Origin of the sequence: Comamonas sp. Z3, assembly GCF_008121565.1 — a bacterium.
In the GTDB taxonomy this organism is placed as follows: Bacteria; Pseudomonadota; Gammaproteobacteria; order Burkholderiales; family Burkholderiaceae_C; genus Comamonas; species Comamonas brasiliensis.
The window spans coordinates 952,168-974,476 of record NZ_VOQU01000001.1; the positions used below are offsets into that span (position 1 = coordinate 952,168).

Below are 22,309 nucleotides of genomic sequence, written 5' to 3' on the forward strand. Positions count from 1 at the left end.
GAGATCAGGCCCGCGCCATTCCTCAAGATGGCCGCCATTATCCGCTGTTGTTGCGGGCTTCGACTTGCCATTCACCCCTGAGTCTGCCCTTGGTGCTGTTCCGGGCGGTGCCTGCTTACTGCGGTTGAATGCCCGCAGCCTTGACCAGCTCGGCATGTAGCCTGATGTCCTGGGCCATGGTCTGCCTGAGCTGCTCGGGCGTCGACGGCGCGACTTCCATGCCGTTTTCACCCAGTTTGGTCTTGATCTCGCTGTCCAGTGCCACGCGCACGGCGCGGTTGAGCTTGTCGATCACGGGCTGCGGCGTCTTGGCCGGTGCGAACAGGCCGACCCAGGCCGATAGGTTGAGGTCGGCAAAACCGCCTTCCGCCATGGTGGGGGTGTTGGGCAGCATGGCCGCGCGCCTGGGCGCCATCAGCGCAAGGGCATGCAGCTTGCCGGCCTGGATATGGGGCAGGGCTTCGGGCAGCACGGCAAACAGCATGTCCACATTGCCGGCCAGTGTGTCGTTGACGGCCGGCGCACCGCCCTTGTAGGGCACGTGCAGCATCTTGGCCTGGGTGCGCGTCTCGAACATCAGCGCGGCCAGGTGCTGGGGGCTGCCGTCGCCGGATGAGGCAAAGGTCAGCTTGCCTGGGGCGGCCTTGGCGGCCGCCACCACGGCAGCCACGCTGGGGAATTTCTGTCTGTCCTTGACCACCAGTACCATGGGCTGATTCACCAGCTTGCTGATGGGCGCGAAGTCGGCCTCGGGGTCATAGGGCAGGGATTTGAAGATGCTCTTGTTGGTGGTCAGGAATGAGGCCGGCGAGACCATCAGCGTGTAGCCGTCCGGGGCGGAACGCGCCACGGCCGGCGTGCCGATCTGACCCGAGGCACCGGCGCGGTTGTCCACCACAAAAGGCTGCTTGAGTTCGCTGGCCAGCTTTTGACCCACGACTCGGGCAATCATGTCGGCGCTGCCTCCTGCGGGCAGGGCGACTATGACCTTGACCGCGCGCTCGGGATAGGCGTCCTGTGCCTGGGCCGTGGCGGCAAGGCCTGCCACCAGCGCGCAGGCCAGTGCGGGGCGGGCCATGGCATGAACGGCATGGCGAATTTTGCGGTGAGCGATATTGCGCACGGGTTGGAGCAGCATGCGATCCCTCTCTTTCTCAAGATATGCACCAGCTTGGTGATTGCGGCGGTGCGATAGCCCGATGATGAGCAAGCCTTGTGCCAACTGCCTTGGCGTTTTGCCTGATGGGAAAGATGCGGTTTGCGCAGTGGCCGGGAAAGTGGCAGAGCTCAGCGCACCTCGACGGCCTCAGCTTTCAGGATTGCCAGGCGGCTGCAGATATATGGCATCGGACCAGGTGGCCACCCAGTGCGGGCGAAACACCACGAATACCGCTGTCAGCATGCCGGTGGTCACGCCATCGCTCCAGGCCATGAGCCAGCGCGCCATGTGCGAGAGCTCGTCGTTGACATTGGGCAGCACATGCCCGGTCCATTGGCCGAGCAAGGACGCAATGAATACGCACACAACCGTGCCCAGGAAGCCGCGCAAGAAAATAAAGACAAAGATGTTGTGCCAGCACCAGCGGCGCACTGCTGCCCCCCAGAGCATGGCCAGCGTGGCCGGCACCAGCCCCTGCCAGACCGCCAGGCCCAGAGCGTCCTGCAGTCCGAGTGCGGGAGCCAGTGCAAAGGCAATAGCGCTTGTCGCAATCAGCACGGGCACTGCAAGCGGCCAGCCGATCAGAAGCAGCACCAGCGGTGCACCAGACCAGTGCAGTTGCAAAGGCATTTTGTGCAGCTCTGGCAGCGCCCAGACCCAGGGTAGCAGCACCAGAATGGCCAGCAGCGGAGTGATCAGCGGCGACAGCACCGGGTCATGCATGCCGCCGGGGCCGGCCCGGCTGCCCAGCATGCGCCAGGGACGGCAGAGCAGGGCCAGAAACAAGGCCAGCAGGGCAATGGCGGCTTCAAGAAACATGGCGGCTCGGAAAATCAGGTTCCGCCGCCATCTTGCACCGTCTGCATCGGACTGGGCTCAATAGCCCTGCTGGCTTTGTCAGCAGCCTTGTCAGGCATGAACAGCTGTTTCGCTCTTGAGCGGCTGACCCAGGCTGCGCAGCACATCGCGCACCATCTGGGCACGGTCCTTGGGGTTCTCCAGCTCTTTTTCGATGCGCAGCTTCTCGTTGCCCGCCAGCTTGATGTGCTTGTTCTTCTGGATCAGGTGAATGATGTTCATGGGATCGATCGGCGGCTGGGGTTTGAAGCTGATGTTGATCACGCCGGGAGCGGCATCGACCTTGACCACTCCATAGGGCTGGCTCAGCACGCGCAGGCGGTGCACGTCGATCAGGGTCTGCGCCTGGGGCGGCAGCTTGCCGAAGCGGTCCACGATTTCCTCGAGCAGGGTATCGATCTGATCGGCCGTCTTGGCCGTGGCCAGCTTCTTGTAGAACGACAGGCGCAGATGCACGTCGCCGCAGTAGTCGTTGGGCAACAGGGCCGGGGCGTGCAGATTGATGTCGGTGGAGGCCGACAGCGGCGAGAGCAGATCGGGTTCCTTGCCGGCCTTGAGGCTGCGCACGGCCTCGGACAGCATCTCGTTATAGAGCTGAAAGCCCACCTCCAGCATATTGCCGCTCTGGTTTTCGCCCAGCACCTCCCCGGCGCCACGAATTTCCAGGTCGTGCATGGCCAGATAGAAGCCCGAGCCCAGCTCCTCCATCTGCTGTATGGCCTCCAGTCGCTGCTGGGCCTGCTTGGTCAGGCCGTCCAGGTCCGGCACCATCAGATAGGCATAGGCCTGATGGTGGCTGCGTCCCACGCGGCCGCGCAGCTGGTGCAACTGGGCCAGACCGAACTTGTCGGCACGGCTGATGAGAATGGTGTTGGCCGATGGCACGTCGATGCCGGTCTCGATGATGGTCGAGCACAGCAATATGTTGTAGCGCTGGGCCACGAAATCGCGCATCACGCGTTCCAGCTCGCGCTCGGGCATCTGGCCGTGGGCCACGGCGATGCGTGCTTCGGGCAGTATTTCCTCCAGCTTCTGCTTGCGGTTCTCTATGGTCTCGACCTCGTTGTGCAGGAAGTAGATCTGTCCGCCGCGCTTGAGCTCGCGCAGCACGGCTTCGCGAATCACGCCCGTGCCCTCGTTGCGCACAAAGGTCTTGATGGCCAGGCGCCGCTGCGGCGCCGTGGCGATCACCGACAGGTCGCGCAGACCCTCCAGCGCCATGCCCATGGTGCGCGGGATCGGGGTGGCCGTCAGCGTCAGCACATCGACCTCGGCGCGCATGGCCTTCATGGCCTCCTTGTGGCGCACGCCAAAGCGGTGTTCCTCGTCGATGATGAGCAGGCCCAGGTTCTTGAACTGCGTGGACTCGGACAGCAGCTTGTGCGTGCCGACCACGATATCCACCGTACCGTCCGAGATGCCCTTGATGGCCGCCGTGATCTCCTTGCCCGAGCGAAAGCGCGACACCTCGGCAACCTTGATCGGCCATTTGGAGAAGCGGTCCACCAGGGTCTGGTAATGCTGCTCGGCCAGCAGCGTGGTGGGGGCCAGGAAGGCGACCTGCTTGCCGCCCATGGCCGCCACAAAGGCCGCGCGCAGTGCGACCTCGGTCTTGCCGAAGCCCACATCGCCACAGACCAGGCGGTCCATGGGCTGGGGGCTGATCATGTCCTGCACCACGGCGTGGATGGCGGCGCGCTGGTCGGCCGTTTCCTCGAAGCCGAAGTCGGCCACGAACTGCTCGTAGTCGGCCGTGGGGAAGCGGAAGGCATGGCCCTGGCGCGCGGCACGGCGGGCGTAGATATTGAGCAGTTCGGCGGCCGAGTCGCGCACCTGTTCGGCGGCCTTGCGCTTGGCTTTCTCCCATTGCGTGCCGCCCAGCTTGTGCAGCGGCGCATCGTCGGGCGAGACGCCGGTGTAGCGGCTGATCAGGTGCAACTGGCTGACGGGCACATAGAGCACGGCATCGGCCGCATATTCCAGGTGCAGAAATTCCTGCAGCGCGGGCGTGCCGTCCGGGTTCTTCTGGCCCATGTCCATATTGATCAGCCCGCGGTAGCGGCCTATTCCGTGGTCGGCATGGACGATGGGGTCTCCTACCTTGAGCTCGGACAGGTCCTTGATCAGTGCCTCCACATCGCTGACCTGCTCCTGGCGGCGGCGACGGCGGCCCGTGGGGCTGCTGGCAAACAGCTCGGTTTCGGTGACGAAGTCCAGGCCTTCCTCGACCCAGGCAAAGCCCGTCATCAGGCTGGAGGTGGCGATGCCGACCTTTTCCGTGGCATCGGCCTGGAACTCGGCCAGAGAATCGAACACGGGCGGGTTGACGCCCGAAGCGCGGAAAAAGTCGAGCAGGCTCTCGCGCCTGCCGTCGGATTCGGCCAGAAGCAAGACCCGGCTTGTGCCGGCTGCTATATGTTTTTGCAGTTTGGCCAGCGGGTCATCGGCTCCGCGCAGCACGGAAAGGTCTTCGAGCTTCTGGAAGATGGCGCTGTCGGCCACATCTTCGGTGCCCGGCCGCAATGCCAGCTGGGCATGCTCCTTGCTGCGGGTATAGAACTGGTCGGCGCTGAGAAACAGCGTCTCGGGCGGCAGCGCCGGGTGGTCGGGATCGCCTTGCACCAGGCGGTAGCGGTCCTTGGTGTCCTGCCAGAAGCGCTGGAAGGCCGGCTCCAGATCGCCGTGCAGCACCACGGTGGCCTCGTCGCCCAGATAGTCAAAGACAGTGGCTGTTTCGTCGAAGAACAGCGGCAGGTAGTACTCGATGCCGGCCGTGGCAATGCCGGCACCCATATCCTTGTAGATGCGGCTGCGTGTCGGGTCGCCCTCGAGCAGCTCGCGCCAGCGGCTGCGGAACTTGGCGCGCGCTTCCTCGTCCATCGGGAATTCGCGGCCGGGTAGCAGACGCACCTCGGGCACGGGGTAGAGGCTGCGTTGCGTGTCGGGGTCGAAGGTGCGGATGGAGTCGATCTCGTCGTCGAACAGGTCCACGCGGTAGGGCTGGAGCGAACCCATGGGGAACAGGTCGATCAGGCCGCCGCGTACCGCGTATTCGCCATGGCTGACCACCTGGGACACATGCTGGTAGCCCGCCAGCGTGAGCTGGGCCTTGAGCTTTGCCTCGTCGAGCTTCTGGCCCTGCTTGAATTCAAAGGTATAGCCAGCCAGAAACGAGGGGGGGGCCAGGCGATAGAGGGCCGTGGTGGCGGGCACGATGACCACGTCGGCGCCATGCTGCCTGTCGCGCTGGTTGATGCGCCACAGCGTGGCCAGGCGCTCGCTGATCAGATCCTGGTGCGGCGAGAAGCTGTCGTAGGGCAGGGTTTCCCAGTCGGGAAACAATGCGCAGCGCAGCTCGGGGGCGAAGAAGGCCATCTCCTCCATGAGACGATGGGCGTCGGCGGCATCGGCCGTGACGATGGCCGTGACCCGGCCGTCTTGCTTTTCACGCTCGCCCAGCCTGGCCAGCAGCAGCGCGTCGGCGCTGCCAACAGGGCGGGGCAGGTGAAAGCGTTTACCGGGGGTGAGCTTGGGCAGTTGCATGGTTTTTCACAGACGAGCGCAGGCAGCGGCACACAGGTGCGGGCTGGATGCAAAAAAACGGGGACAGATTGAATGCGGGCGAGTCCGGCCATCAAGGGCAGGGCTCACGGCCCAATCAGCGCGGAGCTGATGGCTGGCTGCGCATTCACTCAAAATGGGGACACCTCAAGGCGATGCAAGTCGAAAGCAGGTCTTCGATGGATCTCAGGGGCTTTCGGACGAAATGCTGATTTTAAAATACTGTGCATGACAGATCGGTTTTTCTCGCCTGAGTCCATGACGGACGACAAGGCAAACGCTGCAGCGGCGTCGTCGCCGGCACCTGCGCCCCGCTGCTGGGGGCTGATTCCCTGCGCGGGCGTCGGTCTGCGCGCCATTGCCGCAGATTCACCGGCCCCCGAGCTGCCCAAGCAATACCAGAACGTAGCGGGCCAGCCCATGGTCATGCACACGCTGGCCGCCATGTTGGCGGTGGAGCGCATGCACCGGGTGCTGCTGGTGGTCTCTGCTGCCGATGGTTTCTGGCAGGGCCGCGCCACCGACGCTCGGCTCGGCATTGCTGCCTGTGGCGGAGCCACCCGTGCCGAGACTGTGAGCAACGGCCTGCAGGAGTTGCTGCGCATGGGGGCCAGCGGCGAGGACTGGGTGCTGGTGCATGATGCGGCGCGCTGTCTGGTCGCATCGGCGCAGGTCAATGCCTTGATCGATGCCTGCCTGCCGGATGCGGTGGGTGGGTTGCTGGCGCTGAAGCTGCCCGACACGCTCAAGCAGCAGGCCGCTGGTGCAGGCCCGGCGCGTGTGGCGCAGACGGTGGAGCGCAGCGACAAATGGCTGGCTCAGACGCCGCAGATGTTCCGTATCGCAGCCTTGCTGGCGGCGCTGCAGGCGGCGGGTGCTGCGGTAACCGACGAAGCCAGCGCCATGGAACTGGCCGGTCACTCACCCAGGCTGGTTTCGGGTGGTGCGCAGAACTTCAAGGTGACCTATCCCGACGACTTCGCGCTGGCCGAGGCCGTGCTGCTGCAGCGCAAGGCGCGTGCCTAGACGGATTCTCCATCGACAGGGCTCGGCGGCTGGCAGCACCGTGTCCGAGCCGGGTTGGCGTAGATAGTATTTAATTTGATAGCTGCTTGCGCTTTATGAGCAAGAGTTTGACAAGGATTTTTATGAATTTTCGTATTGGTGAAGGCTGGGATGTACATGCCCTGGTTCCTGGGCGCAAGCTGATTCTCGGCGGTGTCGAGGTGCCTCACAGCCTGGGCTTGCTCGGCCATTCGGATGCCGACGTGCTGCTGCATGCAATCACCGATGCCTTGTTCGGTGCAGCGGCCTTGGGCGATATCGGCCGCCATTTCTCGGATACCGACGCGCAGTTCAAGGGGGCGGACTCCGCCGTGCTGCTGGCCGAAGCTGCCAGGCGCGTGCGCGCCAAGGGCTTCGAGATCGGCAATATCGACAGCACCATCGTGGCCCAGGCACCCAAGCTGGCACCCCATATCGAGAAGATGCGCGAGCGTATTGCCCAGGTGCTGGAGCTGGATGTTGAGCAGGTCAACGTCAAGGCCAAGACGGCAGAGAAGCTCGGGCCTGTGGGTCAGCTGCAGGCCATGGAGGCCCGTGCAGTGGCCTTGCTGGTAAGGGCTGCCTGACCCTGCTTGACGCCATGGCCGCGGCGAAAGCCGGTCATGAATCCCCGTAGAGGGCTTGCACCTCGGCCCCGGTCAGGGTCGGGGTGTCATTGGCCAGCGCGTAATAGTCTGGCTTTTCGTCGATATAGATCTGCTGTGCCAGTGTCAGTCCCCGGGCATCCTGAAACAGCCCGGCAGACAGAAAATGCTCGTTGCTGGCCAGCAGGCGATAGAAGAGGTGGGTGCCGCAGCTGCTGCAGAAGGCACGCTCGGCCCAAGGCGAGGATGCATAGCGCGTGACCGGGCCGCTGGTCTGCACTGCCGTGCCGCCATGCAGGGTGAAGGCGGGGCCTTCTCCCCAGCGCCGGCACATGCTGCAGTGGCAGACATGAACTTCGTGGGTGTCGGGTGCGGTGACGAGAACGGCTTCGCACAGGCATCGGGCTTGCATGGTGAACTCTCCAGCAAATGGTTGAAAAGGCGATGCCGATTGTGCATGGAGGCAGACCGATTCAGTCTTCCCCTGCCTCGTCGTCTTTCTTGTCGCGCGGCAGATTGCGCTTGACCTGGGGGCGCTGCAGGCGCTGTTCGGGCGCCGCACCGGCTGTCACGCCCATGGCGCGCTGCAGCTGCAGATGGGCGACCAGGCCGCCCGTCGATGAGTTGGAAAGGGCAAACATGCCGCCCATACGCTGCACCGTCTTGTCCACAATAGACAGACCCAGGCCTGCGCCTGCGGCCGCCGTGCGCGCCGTGTCGCCGCGGAAGAAGGGCTGGGTCAGGTTGGCCAGTTGCTCGGCAGGTACGCCCTTGCCATGGTCGCGGATGCGGATGACCACCCATTTCTCGCTTTCCTTGGCAACCACGTCCACCTCGGTGGTGTCGGTGGACGGGGTCTTGCCGTAGCGGCGTGCGTTCTCGAAGAGATTGGAGATCACGCGTGCCAGCTCCACCTCGTCGGCCATGACATAGAGGTCCTCCGGCACGTTCATGGTGATCTGCAGTTCGCGGTGGTCCTGCACGGCATAGACGCAGGAGGCAACCACGGCATGCAGGTCCACGGGGCTGAGCATGACGCGATGATCAGGGCGGGCGTAGTCCAGGAACTTGTCGATGGTGGCGTCCAGCTGCACGATGTCGGCCACCATATGCTCGCGCGCCACATCGTCATAGACGCTCATCTCGGTCTCCAGGCGCAGCCGTGCCAGCGGCGTGCGCAGGTCGTGGGAGATGCCGGCCAGCATCACGGCGCGGTCCTGTTCCAGCTTGGCCAGCTTCTGCGCCATGCGGTTGAAGCCGATGTTGACCTCGCGGATTTCGCTGGTCACGGCTTCCTCGTCAAGCTGGCTGGCGTCGAAGTCGCCCTCGCGCACGCGGTTGGCCGCATAAGACAGCTGCTTGAGCGGCCGGTTGATCAGACGGGCAATGGCGGCCGCGCCGATGAGCGAGAGCAGGGCGGCTGTGATCAGCCAGATCAGCCAGGTCTGGCCGCTGGCGGGAGTGAAGCGCGACTGGTCCATCAGCATCCAGTTGCGGTCGCCATTGATGGTGAAGCCCACCCACAGGCCAGGCTCCCCGTTGACGCTGCGCGCCACCACGGTGCCGTAGCCCAGGCGGGTGGTCAGCTCCTCGGTCAGCTTCTGGCCCAGAGCGTTCTGTTCCAGCAGCTCGAATGAGTCGCCGGGCTCGCGGGGCAGAATGCGCACGCCTTCCTGGTCGGCCATGGTCTTGATCAGGGAGACGCGGTTGATCGCATCCGAATGCTCGAGTGCGGCGCGGCTCAGGTTGACCAGTGAGGCCACCTGTTTGGCCGTCTGCAGTGTGCGCGGCTCGAAATCCAGTGCCCGCAATGTCTGCAGCCAGGCCAGGATGCTGCCCACCAGCAGCAGTGCCAGCAGGCAGAAGGTGCGCCAGAACAGGTTCAGCCCCACAGGGGAGCGCGCTGTACTGCGCCGCTCGTACTCCAGGGGTACGGGGCTGGTGGCGTCGGGCGGCGGATGGTGGAAAGCGCTCATGAACAGCAATGCGGAAATAACTGGACCCGAGGGTACGCCCAATATGGGCAACACGGGTTACGGTTTGTCCAAAAAGTGTCTATCTACTGGTGGTTGTTGAAAGAGCTTGACTTATGGTCCTTATGGACCGGCACCCAAGCACAGCAAGCCGCGCAGCGGGCGGCTTGTTGCAATGCAGGCGGGCAGAATCAGTTCATGCCATCGGGTACGAACACATAGCCCACGCCCCAGACGGTCTGGATATAGCGTGGTGCAGCTGCGTCTTCCTCGATCAGTTTGCGCAGGCGCGAGACCTGCACGTCCAGGCTGCGGTCGAACGGCTCGAATTCGCGGCCACGGGCCAGCAGGGCCAGTTTTTCGCGCGACAGCGGCTGGCGCGGGTGGCGCACCAGGGCCTTGAGCATGGCGAATTCGCCGGTGGTCAGCGGCAGCTCTTCGCCATTCTTTTGCAGCACGCGGGTACCCAGGTCGAAGGTGAAGGGGCCAAAGGTCACCACCTCGTTGTCGCCCGAAGGCGCGCCCGGTGCTTCCTGAGGAGGGCGGCGGCGCAGCACGGCATGGATGCGGGCCAGCAACTCGCGCGGGTTGAAGGGCTTGCCCAGATAGTCGTCGGCGCCGACTTCCAGACCCACGATGCGGTCCACGTCCTCGCCCTTGGCGGTCAGCATGATGATGGGGGTGCGGTCGTTGGCCGAGCGCAGGCGGCGGCAGATGGACAGACCGTCTTCGCCGGGCATCATCAGATCAAGCACGATCAGATCGACAGTCTCGCGCAGCAGGATGCGGTTGAGCGCCTTGCCGTCCTCGGCAATCATGATCTCGAAGCCTTCCTGCGTCAGATAGCGGCGCAGCAGGTCGCGGATGCGTGCATCGTCATCCACCACGAGGATCTTGTCAGTACGGTTGTTCGTCGTTGCCATGATCGTCCTTATCGATTTATTTGTAACTGGCCCATTGTTATCGCTAGATCCAAAAAATCCAGCGAAACAAGCCCAAGTCTTGCCACTTGTTACGATTGTTGCGTTTGTAAATAGAACAATAAATGTTTCTTGAGGAACTTTTCACCAGTATTTTGCCCTATTGTTTCAATGGTTGTTCTGGTGGTGTGTCTAATGTCGGCTGTTCGTACATAAAGTCACACTCTGGGCTGACATGCTGCACAGCAGCGACTTTGCGCAATGGTGAAATGCATGTGTATCTGCATGGCCTGATTTACTTACAAGGTGAACCGCATGAATCAATTTTCCAAGTCTTCCTCTTCTTCTCGCGCAGCGGCTGCCGCCCTTGCGCTGGCTGCGGCCTGTGCCGGTGGCAATGTCTGGGCGCAGGCCGCAGCGCGTGACGCGCAAAGACCCACCAATGTGGTGCAGCTGTCGGCCCAGGGCACGGTGGAGGTCAAGCAGGACTGGATGACGGCGACGCTGTCGGCCAGCAAGGACGGCCGCGATGCCGCTTCGGTGCAGTCCCAGTTGCAGAAGATCGTGGAGTCCGCCATGACCACGCTGCGTAGCGATGCGCAAAGTCGGCAGATGGAGTTGAGCACCGGCAATTTCTCCATCTCGCCGCGTTATGGCAACAACGGCAAGATCGAAGGCTGGCAGGGCCAGGCCGAGATCGTGCTGCAGGGGCGTGACTTCGTGCGCATCACCCAGGCGGCGGCCAAGGTGCAGGACATGACATTGGCCAGCATGAGTTTCGGCCTCTCTCGTGAGGCACGGGAAAAGGTGGAGGGCGAAGCCCAGGCCAAGGCGATCGAGAACTTCCGCCAGCGTGCTGCGGCCATCTCCAAGAGCTTCGGCTTTGCAGGCTACAGCCTGCGCGAGGTCAATGTGAGCAGCAGCGGCGGTGGCGGGCATCCCATGCCGCGCCCGCGCATGATGAGCATGGCCAAGGCCAGCTATGCGGATGCCGCGCCCGTGCCGGTGGAAGCGGACCGCGCCGAGGTGACGGTCACCGTCGGCGGATCGATTCAGATGCAGTGATCGAATCTGCGTCAGGTTCGTATGAAAAAAGGAGCAGCTTGCGCTGCTCCTTTTTGATTTTCATCATGATTTGATGCTGAATATGCCTTCTGGCAAGCACTAGATGCTATCTAATCAGTAATCGCTTTCACGCAAGCCCTGCGGTGGCTACTGTGCGGCCCAGCCGCCGTCCATATTCCATGCCACGCCGCGCACATTGTTGGCGGCGGCCGAGCAGAAGAAGACGGCCAGCTCGCCGAGCTCGTCGGGCGTGGTGAACTGCATGGAAGGCTCTTTTTCTCCCAGCAGCTGTCTGGTGGCGTCCTCGTTGCTGATGTGCTGGGCGGCAGCCTTGGCATCCACCTGCTTTTGCACCAGCGGCGTCAGCACCCAGCCGGGGCAGATGGCGTTGCAGGTCACGCCGGTGGTGGCGTTTTCCAGCGCCGTCACCTTGGTCAGGCCGACGATGCCGTGCTTGGCGGCGACATAGGCCGATTTTTCGGCCGAGCCGACCAGGCCGTGTACCGAAGCCACATTGATGATGCGGCCCCAGTTGGCCTGCTGCATGGCGGGCAGGGCCAGACGCGTGGTGTGAAAGGCGCTGCTCAGATTGATGGCGAGGATGGCATCCCACTTCTCCACGGGGAAGTCCTGCACCTTGGCCACATGCTGAATGCCGGCGTTGTTGACCAGGATGTCGACGCAGCCGAACTCGGCGGCGGCGTACTTCATCATGGCCTCGATGTCGGCGGTCTTGCTCATGTCCGCACCGTGGTAGCCGACCTTGATGTCGGCCGACTTGCCGGCATCCAGTACCTGGGCGCGTGGTGCTTCGACATCGCCAAAGCCGTTGAGCACGATATTGGCACCCTGGCGTGCGAGAGCGATTGCGATACCTAGGCCGATTCCGCTGGTCGATCCCGTCACGAGAGCGGTTTTGCCTTTCAACATGGACATACAAGGTCTCCGAATGAATTACGATGCGACACAGCCATTATCGGCCCCGGTCCTGAAAACACGTTCTCCATGAATCAACCTACGCTGAATTACGTATCGTGTCCCGGAGCCTCTGCAATGGCTCCCGCCTGGGCCAGCGCTCAACGCCGGGAGCAGCTCGAAGCTCAGCCCGAGGGCACCCACCGCATGGCGTACTGGGAATGGAACCGTACCGGCAATCCGAGACATCCTCATGTCATCGTCTGCGTGCATGGCCTCTCGCGTCAGGGCCGGGACTTCGATGTGCTGGCCGCCGAGCTCAGCCGCTTTGCCCGCGTGATCTGCCCCGATGTGGTGGGACGCGGCGAAAGCGACTGGCTGGCCGACCCCATGGGTTATCAGCTGCCGCTGTACGCGGCCGATATGTTGGCGTTGCTGGCCCAGCTGCATGCTCAGGCGCCGATTGAAACCCTGGACTGGGTCGGCACCAGCATGGGCGGCCTGATCGGCATGGGCATCGTGGGCCAGCCCGGTCTGCCGCTGCCGGTGCCGGTGCGACGGCTGGTGCTCAACGACGTCGGCCCTACCATTGAGTGGGAGTCGCTGGAGCGCATCGGTTCCTATGTCGGCAAAAGCTTGCAGTTTCCCAACTTCGAGAGCGCTGCCGCCGCCATGCGCTTGATTTCCGAAGGATTCGGCCCACATAGCGATGAGCAGTGGAGCCGGCTCTCGCAGGCCATGATCAAGCCAGATCCCCAAGGGGGCGTGGTGCTGCATTACGACCCCCGTATTGCAGTGCCCATGGCCCAGATGACGCGCGAGACCGCCCAGGCTGGTGAGGCCTTGCTCTGGCAGCTTTACGACCAGATCACGGCACAGGTCTTGCTTATCAGAGGGGCCGAGTCCGATCTGCTTTCTGGCCGTACTGCCCAAGCCATGTCCGAGCGTGGCCCCAGAGCGCATTGCACGGAACTGGAAGGCGTGGGACATGCTCCAACGCTGATAGTGCCGGGGCAAGTGGCGTTGATACAAAAGTTTTTACAAGGGGATAAGGGTCTGCCTGCGAGCATCAGTCTTGCGCAGCAGGCCCAAGAGGAAGCTGCATGAAGACCAGCGATACCGTAACCACCGTCTCTGACGCCGCACCCAAGCTCACGGAGCCAACGCCGCATCTGATTACCGCCACTTCCGAGGTTTTGCCCGATCAAGTCAATGCGCTGGCGCGCGCCCGCGCCTTTGCCGAACCGCTGATTGCCGGCGAAGTCATGGAGACCGGTGAAAACACCCTGATCCACGCCGACGCCGTGGCCGCCATCCTCAAGAAGATTGGTGGCTCGGAAACCATGCAGGCGGCCATTTATCTGGTGCACGCCAGCGTGCACCTGAACAAGCCGCAGGAAGTGATTGCCAAGGCGTTTGGCGATAATTTTGCGACCCTGGCGGTCGAAACCATCAAGCTCATCCGCGTGCAACAGCAGGCGCGAGACGCCGAGTTGAGCAGCCAGCATGTCGATGGCGTGGCCACGCAGACCGAGAACGTGCGCAAGATGCTGCTGGGCTTCTCGCGCGATCTGCGCGTGGTGCTGCTGCGCCTGGCGTCGCGCCTGCAGACGCTGCGCTACTACGCGGCCGAGAAGAGTCCGGTCTCGCCCAGCATCGCGCGCGAAGCGCTGTATGTCTTTGCGCCGCTGGCCAACCGTCTGGGCATCTGGCAGATCAAATGGGAGCTCGAAGATCTGGCCTTCCGATTTCTGGAGCCCGATACCTACCGCCAGATAGCGCGTCTGCTCGACGAGAAGCGCGTCGAGCGCGAAGCCTATATGGAGCAGATGCGTGCGCGCCTCGAGGCCGACTTGCGCGCCCACAGCATCAGCGCCTCGGTGCAGGGGCGCCCCAAGCATATCTATAGCATCGTCAAGAAGATGCGCGGCAAGTCGCTGAGCTTCGACCAGCTGTTCGATATCCGTGCCATGCGCGTTATCGTGCCTACGGTCAAGGACTGCTATGCAGCCCTGTCCTGGGTGCATGAGCAGTTCACGCCGCTGGAAAAGGAGTTTGACGACTACATCGCCAAACCCAAGCCCAATGGCTATCAGTCGCTGCACACGGTGGTGCGCGATGAAACCGGCCGCACCATAGAGATCCAGATCCGTACCCAGGCCATGCACGACCATGCCGAACATGGCGTGGCCGCGCACTGGGCCTACAAGGAAGCCGGCACCAAGGGCTATGCGGGCGTGTCGGCGTCCAGCGAATATGACGCCAAGATTGCCGTGCTGCGCCAGTTGCTGGCCTGGGGCAGCGATCTGACGGGCTCGGCCCAGCGTGGCCTGTTCGAAGATCGCATCTATGTGCTGACTCCCGATGCGGCCGTGATCGAGCTGCCGCAAGGAGCCACGCCGGTGGACTTTGCCTACTCGGTGCACACCAGCCTTGGTCATCGCTGCCGCGGCGCGCGTGTGGACGGAGCCATGGTGCCGCTGAACACCGCTCTGGAAAGCGGTCAGACCGTGGAGATCAACACCGCCAAGGAAGACCGGCCCTCGCGCGACTGGCTCAATGCCGACCTGGGATATCTGGTCAGCAACCGGGCTAAGGCCAAGGTGCGCGCCTGGTTCAATGCCCAGGCCACGCACGAAACCGTGTCGCGCGGCCGGGAGGCGGTTGAGAAACTGCTGCAGCGCGAGGGCAAGACGGCGATCAAGCTCGAAGAGCTGGCGGCGCAACTGGGCTTCAAGTCTGCCGATGCACTCTTTGAAGTGGTGGGCAAGGACGAGTATTCGCTGCGCAATATCGAAGTAGTGCTGCGTCCCAGTGAAGAAACGCCAGAGGAAGACGCATTCACGCCGGTGCGCAAGGCGCGCGGCCATGACTCTTCGCGAGGCGGGGTGCTGGTGGTGGGCGTCGATTCGCTCATGACGCAGCTGGCCAAATGCTGCAAGCCAGCTCCTCCGGACGAGATCGGCGGCTTTGTGACCCGCGGCAAAGGCGTGAGCGTGCACCGCTGCGATTGCTCGAATTTCCGCGAGATGATGGCCAAGAGCCCCGAGCGTGTCATCGAGGTTGACTGGGGCACCCCCAAGAATGTGGACAAGGGCGGGCCGGTTTATCCCGTGGACGTCGCAGTCGAGGCAGCCGACCGTCAAGGCCTGCTGCGCGACATCTCGGACGTGTTTGCACGCGAGAAGACCAATGTCATCGGCGTACAGACCCAGTCCGTCAAGGGGACGGCGTGGATGACTTTCACCGTGGAAGTGGCCGACTCGGGCCGCCTCAACAAGGTGCTCGGCATCGTGGCCAGTGTCTCCGGCGTTCGCTCGGCCAGAAGGCGCTGATGTAAGTCCCAATTGCAGCTGGCAGCGCTCGATGACAAGAAAATGTTAGCTCTCAAAAAATGAGTGAAAAACCCGTGCTACAATTGCTTCATCGAACAGAACAACAGGCGCGTAGCTCAGCTGGTTAGAGCACCACCTTGACATGGTGGGGGTCGTTGGTTCGAGTCCAATCGCGCCTACCAAATGTGCAGATAAAACCAGAGTCTGCAGCAAAAAATGCCCGCTGAAAAGCGGGCATTTTTGTTTCCGGCGCGTAGGACATCTGCGATGAATCTTCCGTGCGCAGGCATCATGGGCACTCTTCAAAGTCTTGAGCGCCCTTTCTGGTATGCATCGCCGAGGCTGGATTGTCGAGTGTCGTATTGGCAAGCCCTTGTCATTCCAAGATTACCGGGAACCTGGGCTCACCATCTGCATGCTTTCGTCACTCAATAGCTGATTGCCTGTTGCATCTCATCAAGAAGCCACTAAGCCAGCAATCGATGTCAACCAAGCCTCTTCGGGCTTGTCCTCTGTGTGCTCAGACGGGACCTTCTCAGGCCTGGCTACCAGGTATGCGCATAGCTGATTCGAACGACGGTGCCAGCTGCGGGAAGGCGGCTGGTGTTGTTGTTGCTTCGAAGCAGCTGGCTGTACAGCGGGAAGTAGTTGCGGTTGAACAAATTCTCCACGCCCAGTGAGACGCGGTTCTTCGGGTCGATTTTCCACTGGCTGATCAAATCTACTGTGGTGTAGCCCGTGGTGTCGTAGCGGCCGAAGCTTGTCTTGCCGTCCAGGCGATAGTCTCTGGAGGCATAGGAGGTGGCCTGGACTCGATGGCTCCAACTGGCACTGGGGCGATATTCCACGTATGCGGTCAGTTTGAGGGGCGGAATGCGGTAGCCCGTCATGCTTTGATAGGAGCTTGCACCCTGTGGGAGCTCGCGCCCTTTCATCCAGGTAAAGCTTGCGCCGGTAATCCAGCGATCGTCGTCGCTGAAATAGTCCAGGCTGGCTTCGAGTCCATGGATTTTTTCCTTGGTTCGCAGGAGTGTGAGGCCGTTGTTGAAGCTTTGCACGGCACCGAGGTCGGACTGCGATTGAAAGGCTCCCAGGTTGGCGATGACATTCGAGAACTTCCCGCGCCAGCCAATCTCTACGGTGTCGGTTTTGACAGCCTGCAGATTGGAGTTGCCGATGTTGAAGCCTGCCGTGGCATTGCGCACCACGACCCCGATGTCCGGCAGCTCGAAACCCTGGCTGTATGAGGCATAGAGTTCATGTCCCTTGGCCGGTGTGAAAACCGTGCCCAGGTTATAGGTCCACGAGCCATATTTCACGGTACCGCCTGCCACGGTTTGGGGGCTCGGCAGCTTTGATTGCGACAAAGGGCTGAAGTCGCTGAAGCTGGCTTGGGCGCGGTCGTAGCGGGCACCGCCTTCCACGGACCACTTGTCGCTGAATTTGTGCTGCAGCTGGGCAAAGGTGCCAATGCTGCGCGTGGTGACCGGCGGCATATAGATCAGGCGGCCGATCTTGTTGAACACCAGTCCTTTGCTGGCGTCATAGGCTTTGGGATCAAAGATATCGATCGGCATGTCGGTGCGCTCGTGATTGAAGTCCGCGCCCCAGATCAGCAAGGAATTTTTCTCCTGTCCCAGCGGCGTCTTGATGGTCAGGCGTCCACCGAAGACATCGGAGTTCTGCATCGATTGATCGACGTTGGCACCCCGAACCGCGACGGCTCGGGCGTCGAAGGGCGCAAAGCGCGTGTAGAAATCCCGGTAGTAGAGCTGAGCCGCGAGGGTGCTGCCTGCGAGATCGCGATTCTCGTAGTCAAGTCCCAGCATGGTGTTCTTGATCTGGTTCTGGTCTGCAAGCACCAGACCTTTGATCGGCCTGGCGGCAGCCGTGCCGGCAGGCAGGCGCGCCACCGAGGGGTCGGATGCATAGTCGGTGTCCTGGCTGGCGTTGTAGTGGCTCGCCGAGAACTGCAGCCGTTGATTTGCATCCAGCTTGAAGCCAATCTTGGCCGATGCGTTATAGATGTTGGAGTCGAACAAGTCTCCCTGGCTAGGCTCCGGGGCGATGCGGTTTCCCTTGGCATCGAATGAGCCGCCTGCCTGTTTGGCGCCCAGGCTGACCGAATAGTCGACGACGTCGCCGCCGCCCGACAGGTAATGCTGGACTTCGGCTCCAAGCCCTGCTGCCTTGGGCCTGAACAGCGGTGACGATCCGGTCACCACTGTCTCGGCCTTGGTCTCACCGGAGGGGCGCTTGGTGCGCACGGAGACGATGCCGCCTGCGGCACCACTTCCATAGATGGCGCTGCTGCCGCGCAGCACCTCGATCTGCTCGATGTCGGCAGGATTGATGTTGGCGAGGTTTCGGGAGGAGTCTCGGTTGGTGTTCAGTGGAACACCGTCGACCAGAATCAGCATATTCCGCCCGCGCAGTGTCTGACCATAGTCCGTGATGGTGTGGCTGGAGTCGGCCATGCCCGGAACCACCTTGCTGAGCATGGTGGCCAGGCTGTCGGAGCCTTGCCGAAGCTGTTGAACTTCTTCGCCTTCGAGCAGGCTGATCTGACGTGCCGGGGCCACGAGATTATTCTGGGTACGAGCTGTCACCGTAACGGCGGCAAGCTCCGGTGCGCCTGACTGGTCTGCGGATGCGGAGGCGTCGCTCCGAGGTGTGGAGGACGCCGTAGCCGCCTTGGCAGCCGGTGCAGCTTCCAGTGCGTAGTTGCCCGCGCCCAGCCGGCGGACATGCAGCCCCGAGCTTTCCAGCAAGCGCGCAAAGCCGCTATCGATGGTTTGGGGGCCCGACAGACCGGGGGTGCGCAGATTCTTGAGCAGGTCCGGGTCCATGCTGAGGTTGATGCCTGCCTGAGCGGCAAACTCCATCAGTGCGGGACCGAGCAGGCCGGCGGAGATCTGATAGGTCTGCTGCGCGGGACGGGCAATGGGCTCTGCCGCGTACGTCGCAGGCGCGTACAGGCCCAGGGTCGCGGTGCCAAGGGCAGCGACCAGAGCGCCTTTGACGGCAAGGGTGACCGGATGCAGCGGCACCGCAAGAGAATTTGTGTGGGAGTGCGGCGAGCGCAGTGCAGGCATGTTTTCAGTCCTCGTTGGCTGTCAATGAATGGGTCTTGATGTGCTTGACAGGCGAGCTGGAAAAACCGGACAGTGATGAGATAAAAAATTTGCGCTCCTGTCCGGGAACCATCGATACCGGACGGTGCAGCAGAGCCGCCTCAGGAGGATGTGACCGTCACCCAGTAAGCGGTGCGCTCTTGGGTGCGTATGGGGAGGGCCTGCGTCAGCAGCTCCAGAATGCGGTCCGTGTCGCGTAGCTGGAATACGCCGGAGACGCGTAGTTCGGCGACGCCGGGGTCGCATTGCAGGACCCCCAGGCGGTAGCGTTGCAACTCCGCCAGGAATTCGACCAGGCGCATGCTGTGCGCATGCAGGACGCCTCGGGTCCAGGCGTCTGCATGGGATGGCAGCGGGGTGACGGTGCCTGGATTGCGGACATCGAAGCTCACTTGCTGGCCAGCTTGCACGACCAGAGTCTGCGTGGAGTGGCTGGGCATCACCTGGACCGCTCCTTGCAGAACGGACAGCGTCGTGCTTTGCGCATGCTTGCGCACGATGAATCTGGTGCCCAGCGCCTTTAGTTCACCATCGCTTGTTTGGACGATGAACGGCAGGGCCTGGTAGGCGCTCGTGTGCGAGGTCTCCACCAGAATTTCACCTGCGTAGTGATGAAGCCGACGTGCTTCGCTGTCGAACTGTGCGCTGATGGCAGAGGCGGTGTTCAGCAGTACATGGCTGTTGTCTGCCAGTGTCACCTCGCGTGTCTCGCCCGTGGCTGTCCTGAAGTCCGCATGCCATATCTGCCATGGCAGATAGCGGTATGAGAACCAGCCCAGCATGGGAGTCGCCAAGGCAAGTGCCGTCGCGCGCAGCATATGCCGGCGATTTCCGGCTGAGCGTGGACGATCGAGTACGGCCATGCCAACTGCCGGGGGGACGCTGTCCATGCGAAATTGCAGCTGCTCGATGCGCTGCCAGATTTGCTCGTGCCTCGCACTTAGCTTGCGCCAGCGGGCAAGCTCGGCATTCTCCGTTTCGCTGAAGTCCGAGGCATGTCGGCGAGCCAGCCATTGGGCTGCCTCATCCAGTAGGCGGGTATCTGTTGCAGGCATTTCAGCTATCCAGCATTACACGCAGGCATTGCCGGAAGCCCTGCGCCATATAGCGGGTGACCGTGCGCACACTCAATTGCATATGCGATGCAATCTCTTCGTAAGAGAGCCCTTCCAGCTGGGAAAGCAGAAATGTGGTGCGAACTTTGGCCGGTAGCTCGCCGAGCAACTGATCCAGCTCCTCCAGAGTCTCCAGCAGGATGGCGCGAGCCTCGGCAGACAGTGCTGTTTCTTCGGGCAGCAGATGCAGGGATGCCAGATAGGCCTGCTCAAGCGACCTGCGTTCCAGGTGATTGATCATCAAGCGCCTGGCGACTGTGGTCAGATAGGCCTTGGGCTCGCGGATGTCCTCGATGGCTTGCGATTTTGCAGTCGCCCAGATGCGCGTGAATGTGTCCTGAGCGATGTCTGCTGCATCGTGACGATTGCCCAGCTTGCGCTGCAGCCAGGCGGTCAGCCAGCGGTTGTGCAGTGTGTAAATGCTGCCAAGTGCGTCACTGGCGATGCTGTTGGCAGGGGATGACACAGGAATCTCTCGGGATTGGAAATCCGCTGATTCTACAAAAATGATACCCATTCTCATTCATTGGGGCTTGCCAGGCTAACAGAGGCTGGTGTTTGAGTGTGCAGACAAGCGGTGGCGACGAATGGGCTCAGCGCATGAAGCAGTGGGCGTAGCGTCAATCCAGATCATCCGACGTGGCTATATGCGCTCTCAAGGCTTCTAGGAACTGGGTCTCGGCAAGCTGTCGATCTGCGCCCCTGCGTAGCGCGACGTACATATTGAGGTGAACGGCTGGTTCGGTCAGCATCGCAATTTTCAAGCCGTGCTGCTGGCATTCCTCCCTCATGAAAGAGGGTATGACTGCATTGCCCAGACCCGCTTTCACCATGGCAATCATGGTGCCCAGAAAATTCATTTCTGCCCGCTCATCCTGGCTGGCCTTGGCGCTGGGAAGGTGCTTGTCAATCAAGGCCTGAATCGGGTTGGAGATCGGCAGAGCGATCATGGGCAGGCCATCCAGAGACTTCCAACTGCGGCTCTGGATCGGTTTGCTGCGCCGCCTCTCGCCCGGGCTGATGCTCATGAGCCGGAACCGGCACACCGACTCTCTGAGCAGGCCTGCGGCTGGTTTCACAAAAAAGGCCATACCCATATTGGCATGTCCTTCCAGAACGGCTTGCCGAACGGTATCGAGGCTGCCATCCATGACCTGGATTCGTACTTCGGGATGCTTGCGTGCAAATTCGGCAACAACCTTCGGTAATAGGCAGGTGGCGATCACAGGCGTCGCAGCAATCGTCAGGGTCGACCGAGAGGCCGAGGAGCTGCCTTGCAAGGCCAGACCCAGTTGCCGCAGTTCCGTCACCACCCTCTCGGCATAGGGCTGCAGCAGCCGTCCTGCGTCGGTCAATGTCACTGCGCGTGTGGTTCGCTCGAATAGCCTGACTCCCAACTGGCGCTCCAGTTCCTTGACCAGCATGCTCACTCCCGACGGAGACAGGTGGATGCGCTCTGCCGCCGCAGCAAAGCTGCCGCACTTGCATATCTCGAGAAACGCCTGCAGTTGACGGCTCCCGACATTAATCAGCTTTACTGATGAATTCACCAAAAATTCCCGTTTGATTCAAATCAATGGACGCGGTGCAATTGCAGCACAAAACACAAGGAGACACCATGCTTGCACCTTCAGCAGGAGGCTTGCCCCTCAGCCGCCGCAAGGCTCTACTCACCGTGGCTGTCGCAGCAGCTGCGGGCTCCTGCGGGCTTTCGGCATTCGCGAATACGCAGGCTCCCGTGCGGCTGGTTGTGCCGTTCACGCCAGGCACAGGCATCGATCTGATTGCCCGAGTCATCGGTCCCAGGCTCTCGGAGCGCTTTCAGCGCCCCTTCATCGTGGACAACAAGCCTGGGGCATCGGGCAATATCGGTACCCTGGAGGTAGTCCGGTCAACTCCCGACGGCACGACCTTGCTTGTCACCGTGAATACGTTGGTGATGAATACCGAGCTCTACCCCAAGATGGGATATAGCCCGGTTCGCGATCTCAGCGCCATCAGCCAGACCAGCGTAGGTCAATTGGTGCTTGTCACGGGCTCTCAATCCAGGATCACGGATCTGAAGGAACTCATCAGCTATGCACAGAAAAATCCTGGCGTTCTGAACTATGGCTCGCCCGGTGCCGGAACCCCCCACCACCTGGCAACAGAGCTGCTCAAGAGCAAAGCCAGGATATCGCTCACACATGTCAGCTATCGCGGCACGGCCCCGGCCTTGACGGACTTGCTGGGCGGGCAGATTGACCTGATGTTTCTCCCTATCCACGTTGCTTTGCAGCACATCAAGGCAGGCAGGCTCCGTGCGCTTGCGATCAGTTCAGACGCGCCGTCCCCGCTCCTGCCTCAGGTGCCCTCGCTGAGGAGTCTGAACCTGGGCGATATGAATGTGGACATGTGGTATGGCTTGCTGGGCCCCAAGGGACTGCCTCCCGAGTTTGTACGCAGCATCAACGAAGCCCTGAAGAGCATTCTTGCTCAGCCTGAAGTTGCCAAAGCATTCGAGTCCCAGGGCATGACTCCCCAGCACAGCACTCCCCAAGCCTTCCAGGCCTTGATCGAAGCCGATGCCAGGCGCTGGGGCAATCTCATCAAGACCCAGGGCATTACTGCCGAATAAGCCAGCCA

Annotated in this window: 17 protein-coding genes and 1 tRNA gene; 7 read left to right on the plus strand and 11 right to left on the minus strand. The window is 62.0% G+C overall.

The features are described 5' to 3' along the window. Window positions 1-115 precede the first annotated feature (115 nt). From FSY59_RS04465 to mfd, 3 genes are all read right to left on the minus strand, one after another. A complete protein-coding gene (locus FSY59_RS04465) occupies window positions 116-1,138 on the minus strand; it encodes a tripartite tricarboxylate transporter substrate binding protein (protein WP_050871935.1) in 1,023 nt (340 codons plus the stop codon). A gap of 168 nt (window positions 1,139-1,306) precedes the next feature. Beyond that, window positions 1,307-1,978: a hypothetical protein gene (locus FSY59_RS04470; protein WP_003055832.1), complete on the minus strand. Its 672-nt coding sequence runs from the start codon at window positions 1,976-1,978 to the stop codon at window positions 1,307-1,309. A gap of 90 nt (window positions 1,979-2,068) precedes the next feature. Continuing rightward, on the minus strand, window positions 2,069-5,560 hold the full coding sequence (gene mfd / locus FSY59_RS04475; protein ID WP_003055830.1) for a transcription-repair coupling factor: 3,492 nt from the start codon (window positions 5,558-5,560) through the stop codon (window positions 2,069-2,071). 276 nt (window positions 5,561-5,836) lie between these two features. On the opposite strand from mfd, the gene ispD reads away from it, so the two are divergent. Together ispD and ispF are read left to right on the plus strand one after the other, a co-directional pair. Then, a complete protein-coding gene (gene ispD, locus FSY59_RS04480; protein ID WP_019044124.1) occupies window positions 5,837-6,604 on the plus strand; it encodes a 2-C-methyl-D-erythritol 4-phosphate cytidylyltransferase in 768 nt (255 codons plus the stop codon). 122 nt (window positions 6,605-6,726) lie between these two features. Then, complete coding sequence (ispF, locus tag FSY59_RS04485) at window positions 6,727-7,209, plus strand: 2-C-methyl-D-erythritol 2,4-cyclodiphosphate synthase (protein WP_003055826.1); 483 nt, start codon at window positions 6,727-6,729, stop codon at window positions 7,207-7,209. A 34-nt stretch (window positions 7,210-7,243) separates the two neighbouring features. Here ispF and FSY59_RS04490 read toward each other — a convergent pair whose 3' ends face one another. The 3 genes from FSY59_RS04490 to ompR form a co-directional block, all read right to left on the minus strand. Further along, complete coding sequence (locus tag FSY59_RS04490) at window positions 7,244-7,639, minus strand: GFA family protein (protein WP_003055824.1); 396 nt, start codon at window positions 7,637-7,639, stop codon at window positions 7,244-7,246. A gap of 61 nt (window positions 7,640-7,700) precedes the next feature. Further along, a complete protein-coding gene (locus FSY59_RS04495; RefSeq protein ID WP_003055822.1) occupies window positions 7,701-9,203 on the minus strand; it encodes a sensor histidine kinase in 1,503 nt (500 codons plus the stop codon). A 188-nt stretch (window positions 9,204-9,391) separates the two neighbouring features. Next, a complete protein-coding gene (gene ompR / locus FSY59_RS04500; protein WP_003055820.1) occupies window positions 9,392-10,123 on the minus strand; it encodes a two-component system response regulator OmpR in 732 nt (243 codons plus the stop codon). Window positions 10,124-10,435: 312 nt separating this feature from the next. On the opposite strand from ompR, the gene FSY59_RS04505 reads away from it, so the two are divergent. After that, window positions 10,436-11,185: an SIMPL domain-containing protein gene (locus tag FSY59_RS04505; RefSeq protein WP_003055816.1), complete on the plus strand. Its 750-nt coding sequence runs from the start codon at window positions 10,436-10,438 to the stop codon at window positions 11,183-11,185. Between the two features lie 147 nt (window positions 11,186-11,332). Here FSY59_RS04505 and FSY59_RS04510 read toward each other — a convergent pair whose 3' ends face one another. Next, window positions 11,333-12,115 (minus strand): 3-hydroxybutyrate dehydrogenase, encoded by a 783-nt coding sequence (locus tag FSY59_RS04510; protein WP_148728588.1) that lies wholly within the window; start codon window positions 12,113-12,115, stop codon window positions 11,333-11,335. Window positions 12,116-12,190: 75 nt separating this feature from the next. On the opposite strand from FSY59_RS04510, the gene FSY59_RS04515 reads away from it, so the two are divergent. From FSY59_RS04515 to FSY59_RS04525, 3 genes are all read left to right on the plus strand, one after another. Beyond that, window positions 12,191-13,207 carry an alpha/beta fold hydrolase gene (locus FSY59_RS04515; RefSeq protein ID WP_019044119.1) on the plus strand — a complete coding sequence of 339 codons (1,017 nt, stop codon included), beginning with the start codon at window positions 12,191-12,193 and terminating at the stop codon, window positions 13,205-13,207. Next, a complete protein-coding gene (locus FSY59_RS04520; protein ID WP_003055808.1) occupies window positions 13,204-15,435 on the plus strand; it encodes a bifunctional (p)ppGpp synthetase/guanosine-3',5'-bis(diphosphate) 3'-pyrophosphohydrolase in 2,232 nt (743 codons plus the stop codon). The genes FSY59_RS04515 and FSY59_RS04520 overlap by 4 nt, the downstream gene beginning before the upstream one ends. Before the next feature lie 105 nt (window positions 15,436-15,540). Continuing rightward, window positions 15,541-15,617 (plus strand) — tRNA-Val (locus FSY59_RS04525). Window positions 15,618-15,980: 363 nt separating this feature from the next. Here FSY59_RS04525 and FSY59_RS04530 read toward each other — a convergent pair. The 4 genes from FSY59_RS04530 to FSY59_RS04545 form a co-directional block, all read right to left on the minus strand. Beyond that, on the minus strand, window positions 15,981-18,530 hold the full coding sequence (locus tag FSY59_RS04530; protein WP_148728535.1) for a TonB-dependent receptor: 2,550 nt from the start codon (window positions 18,528-18,530) through the stop codon (window positions 15,981-15,983). A gap of 140 nt (window positions 18,531-18,670) precedes the next feature. Continuing rightward, a complete protein-coding gene (locus FSY59_RS04535; RefSeq protein WP_148728536.1) occupies window positions 18,671-19,624 on the minus strand; it encodes a FecR domain-containing protein in 954 nt (317 codons plus the stop codon). A 1-nt stretch (window position 19,625) separates the two neighbouring features. Continuing rightward, entirely contained in the window at window positions 19,626-20,105 is a 480-nt protein-coding gene (locus FSY59_RS04540; RefSeq protein ID WP_050785846.1) for a sigma-70 family RNA polymerase sigma factor, read from the minus strand. 199 nt (window positions 20,106-20,304) lie between these two features. Then, window positions 20,305-21,234, minus strand: coding sequence for a LysR family transcriptional regulator (locus FSY59_RS04545; RefSeq protein ID WP_255439150.1), 930 nt, complete (start codon window positions 21,232-21,234; stop codon window positions 20,305-20,307). A 68-nt stretch (window positions 21,235-21,302) separates the two neighbouring features. Here FSY59_RS04545 and FSY59_RS04550 point away from each other — a divergent pair, with 68 nt between their 5' ends. Further along, window positions 21,303-22,301, plus strand: coding sequence for a tripartite tricarboxylate transporter substrate binding protein (locus FSY59_RS04550; RefSeq protein WP_148728538.1), 999 nt, complete (start codon window positions 21,303-21,305; stop codon window positions 22,299-22,301). Window positions 22,302-22,309: the final 8 nt, after the last annotated feature.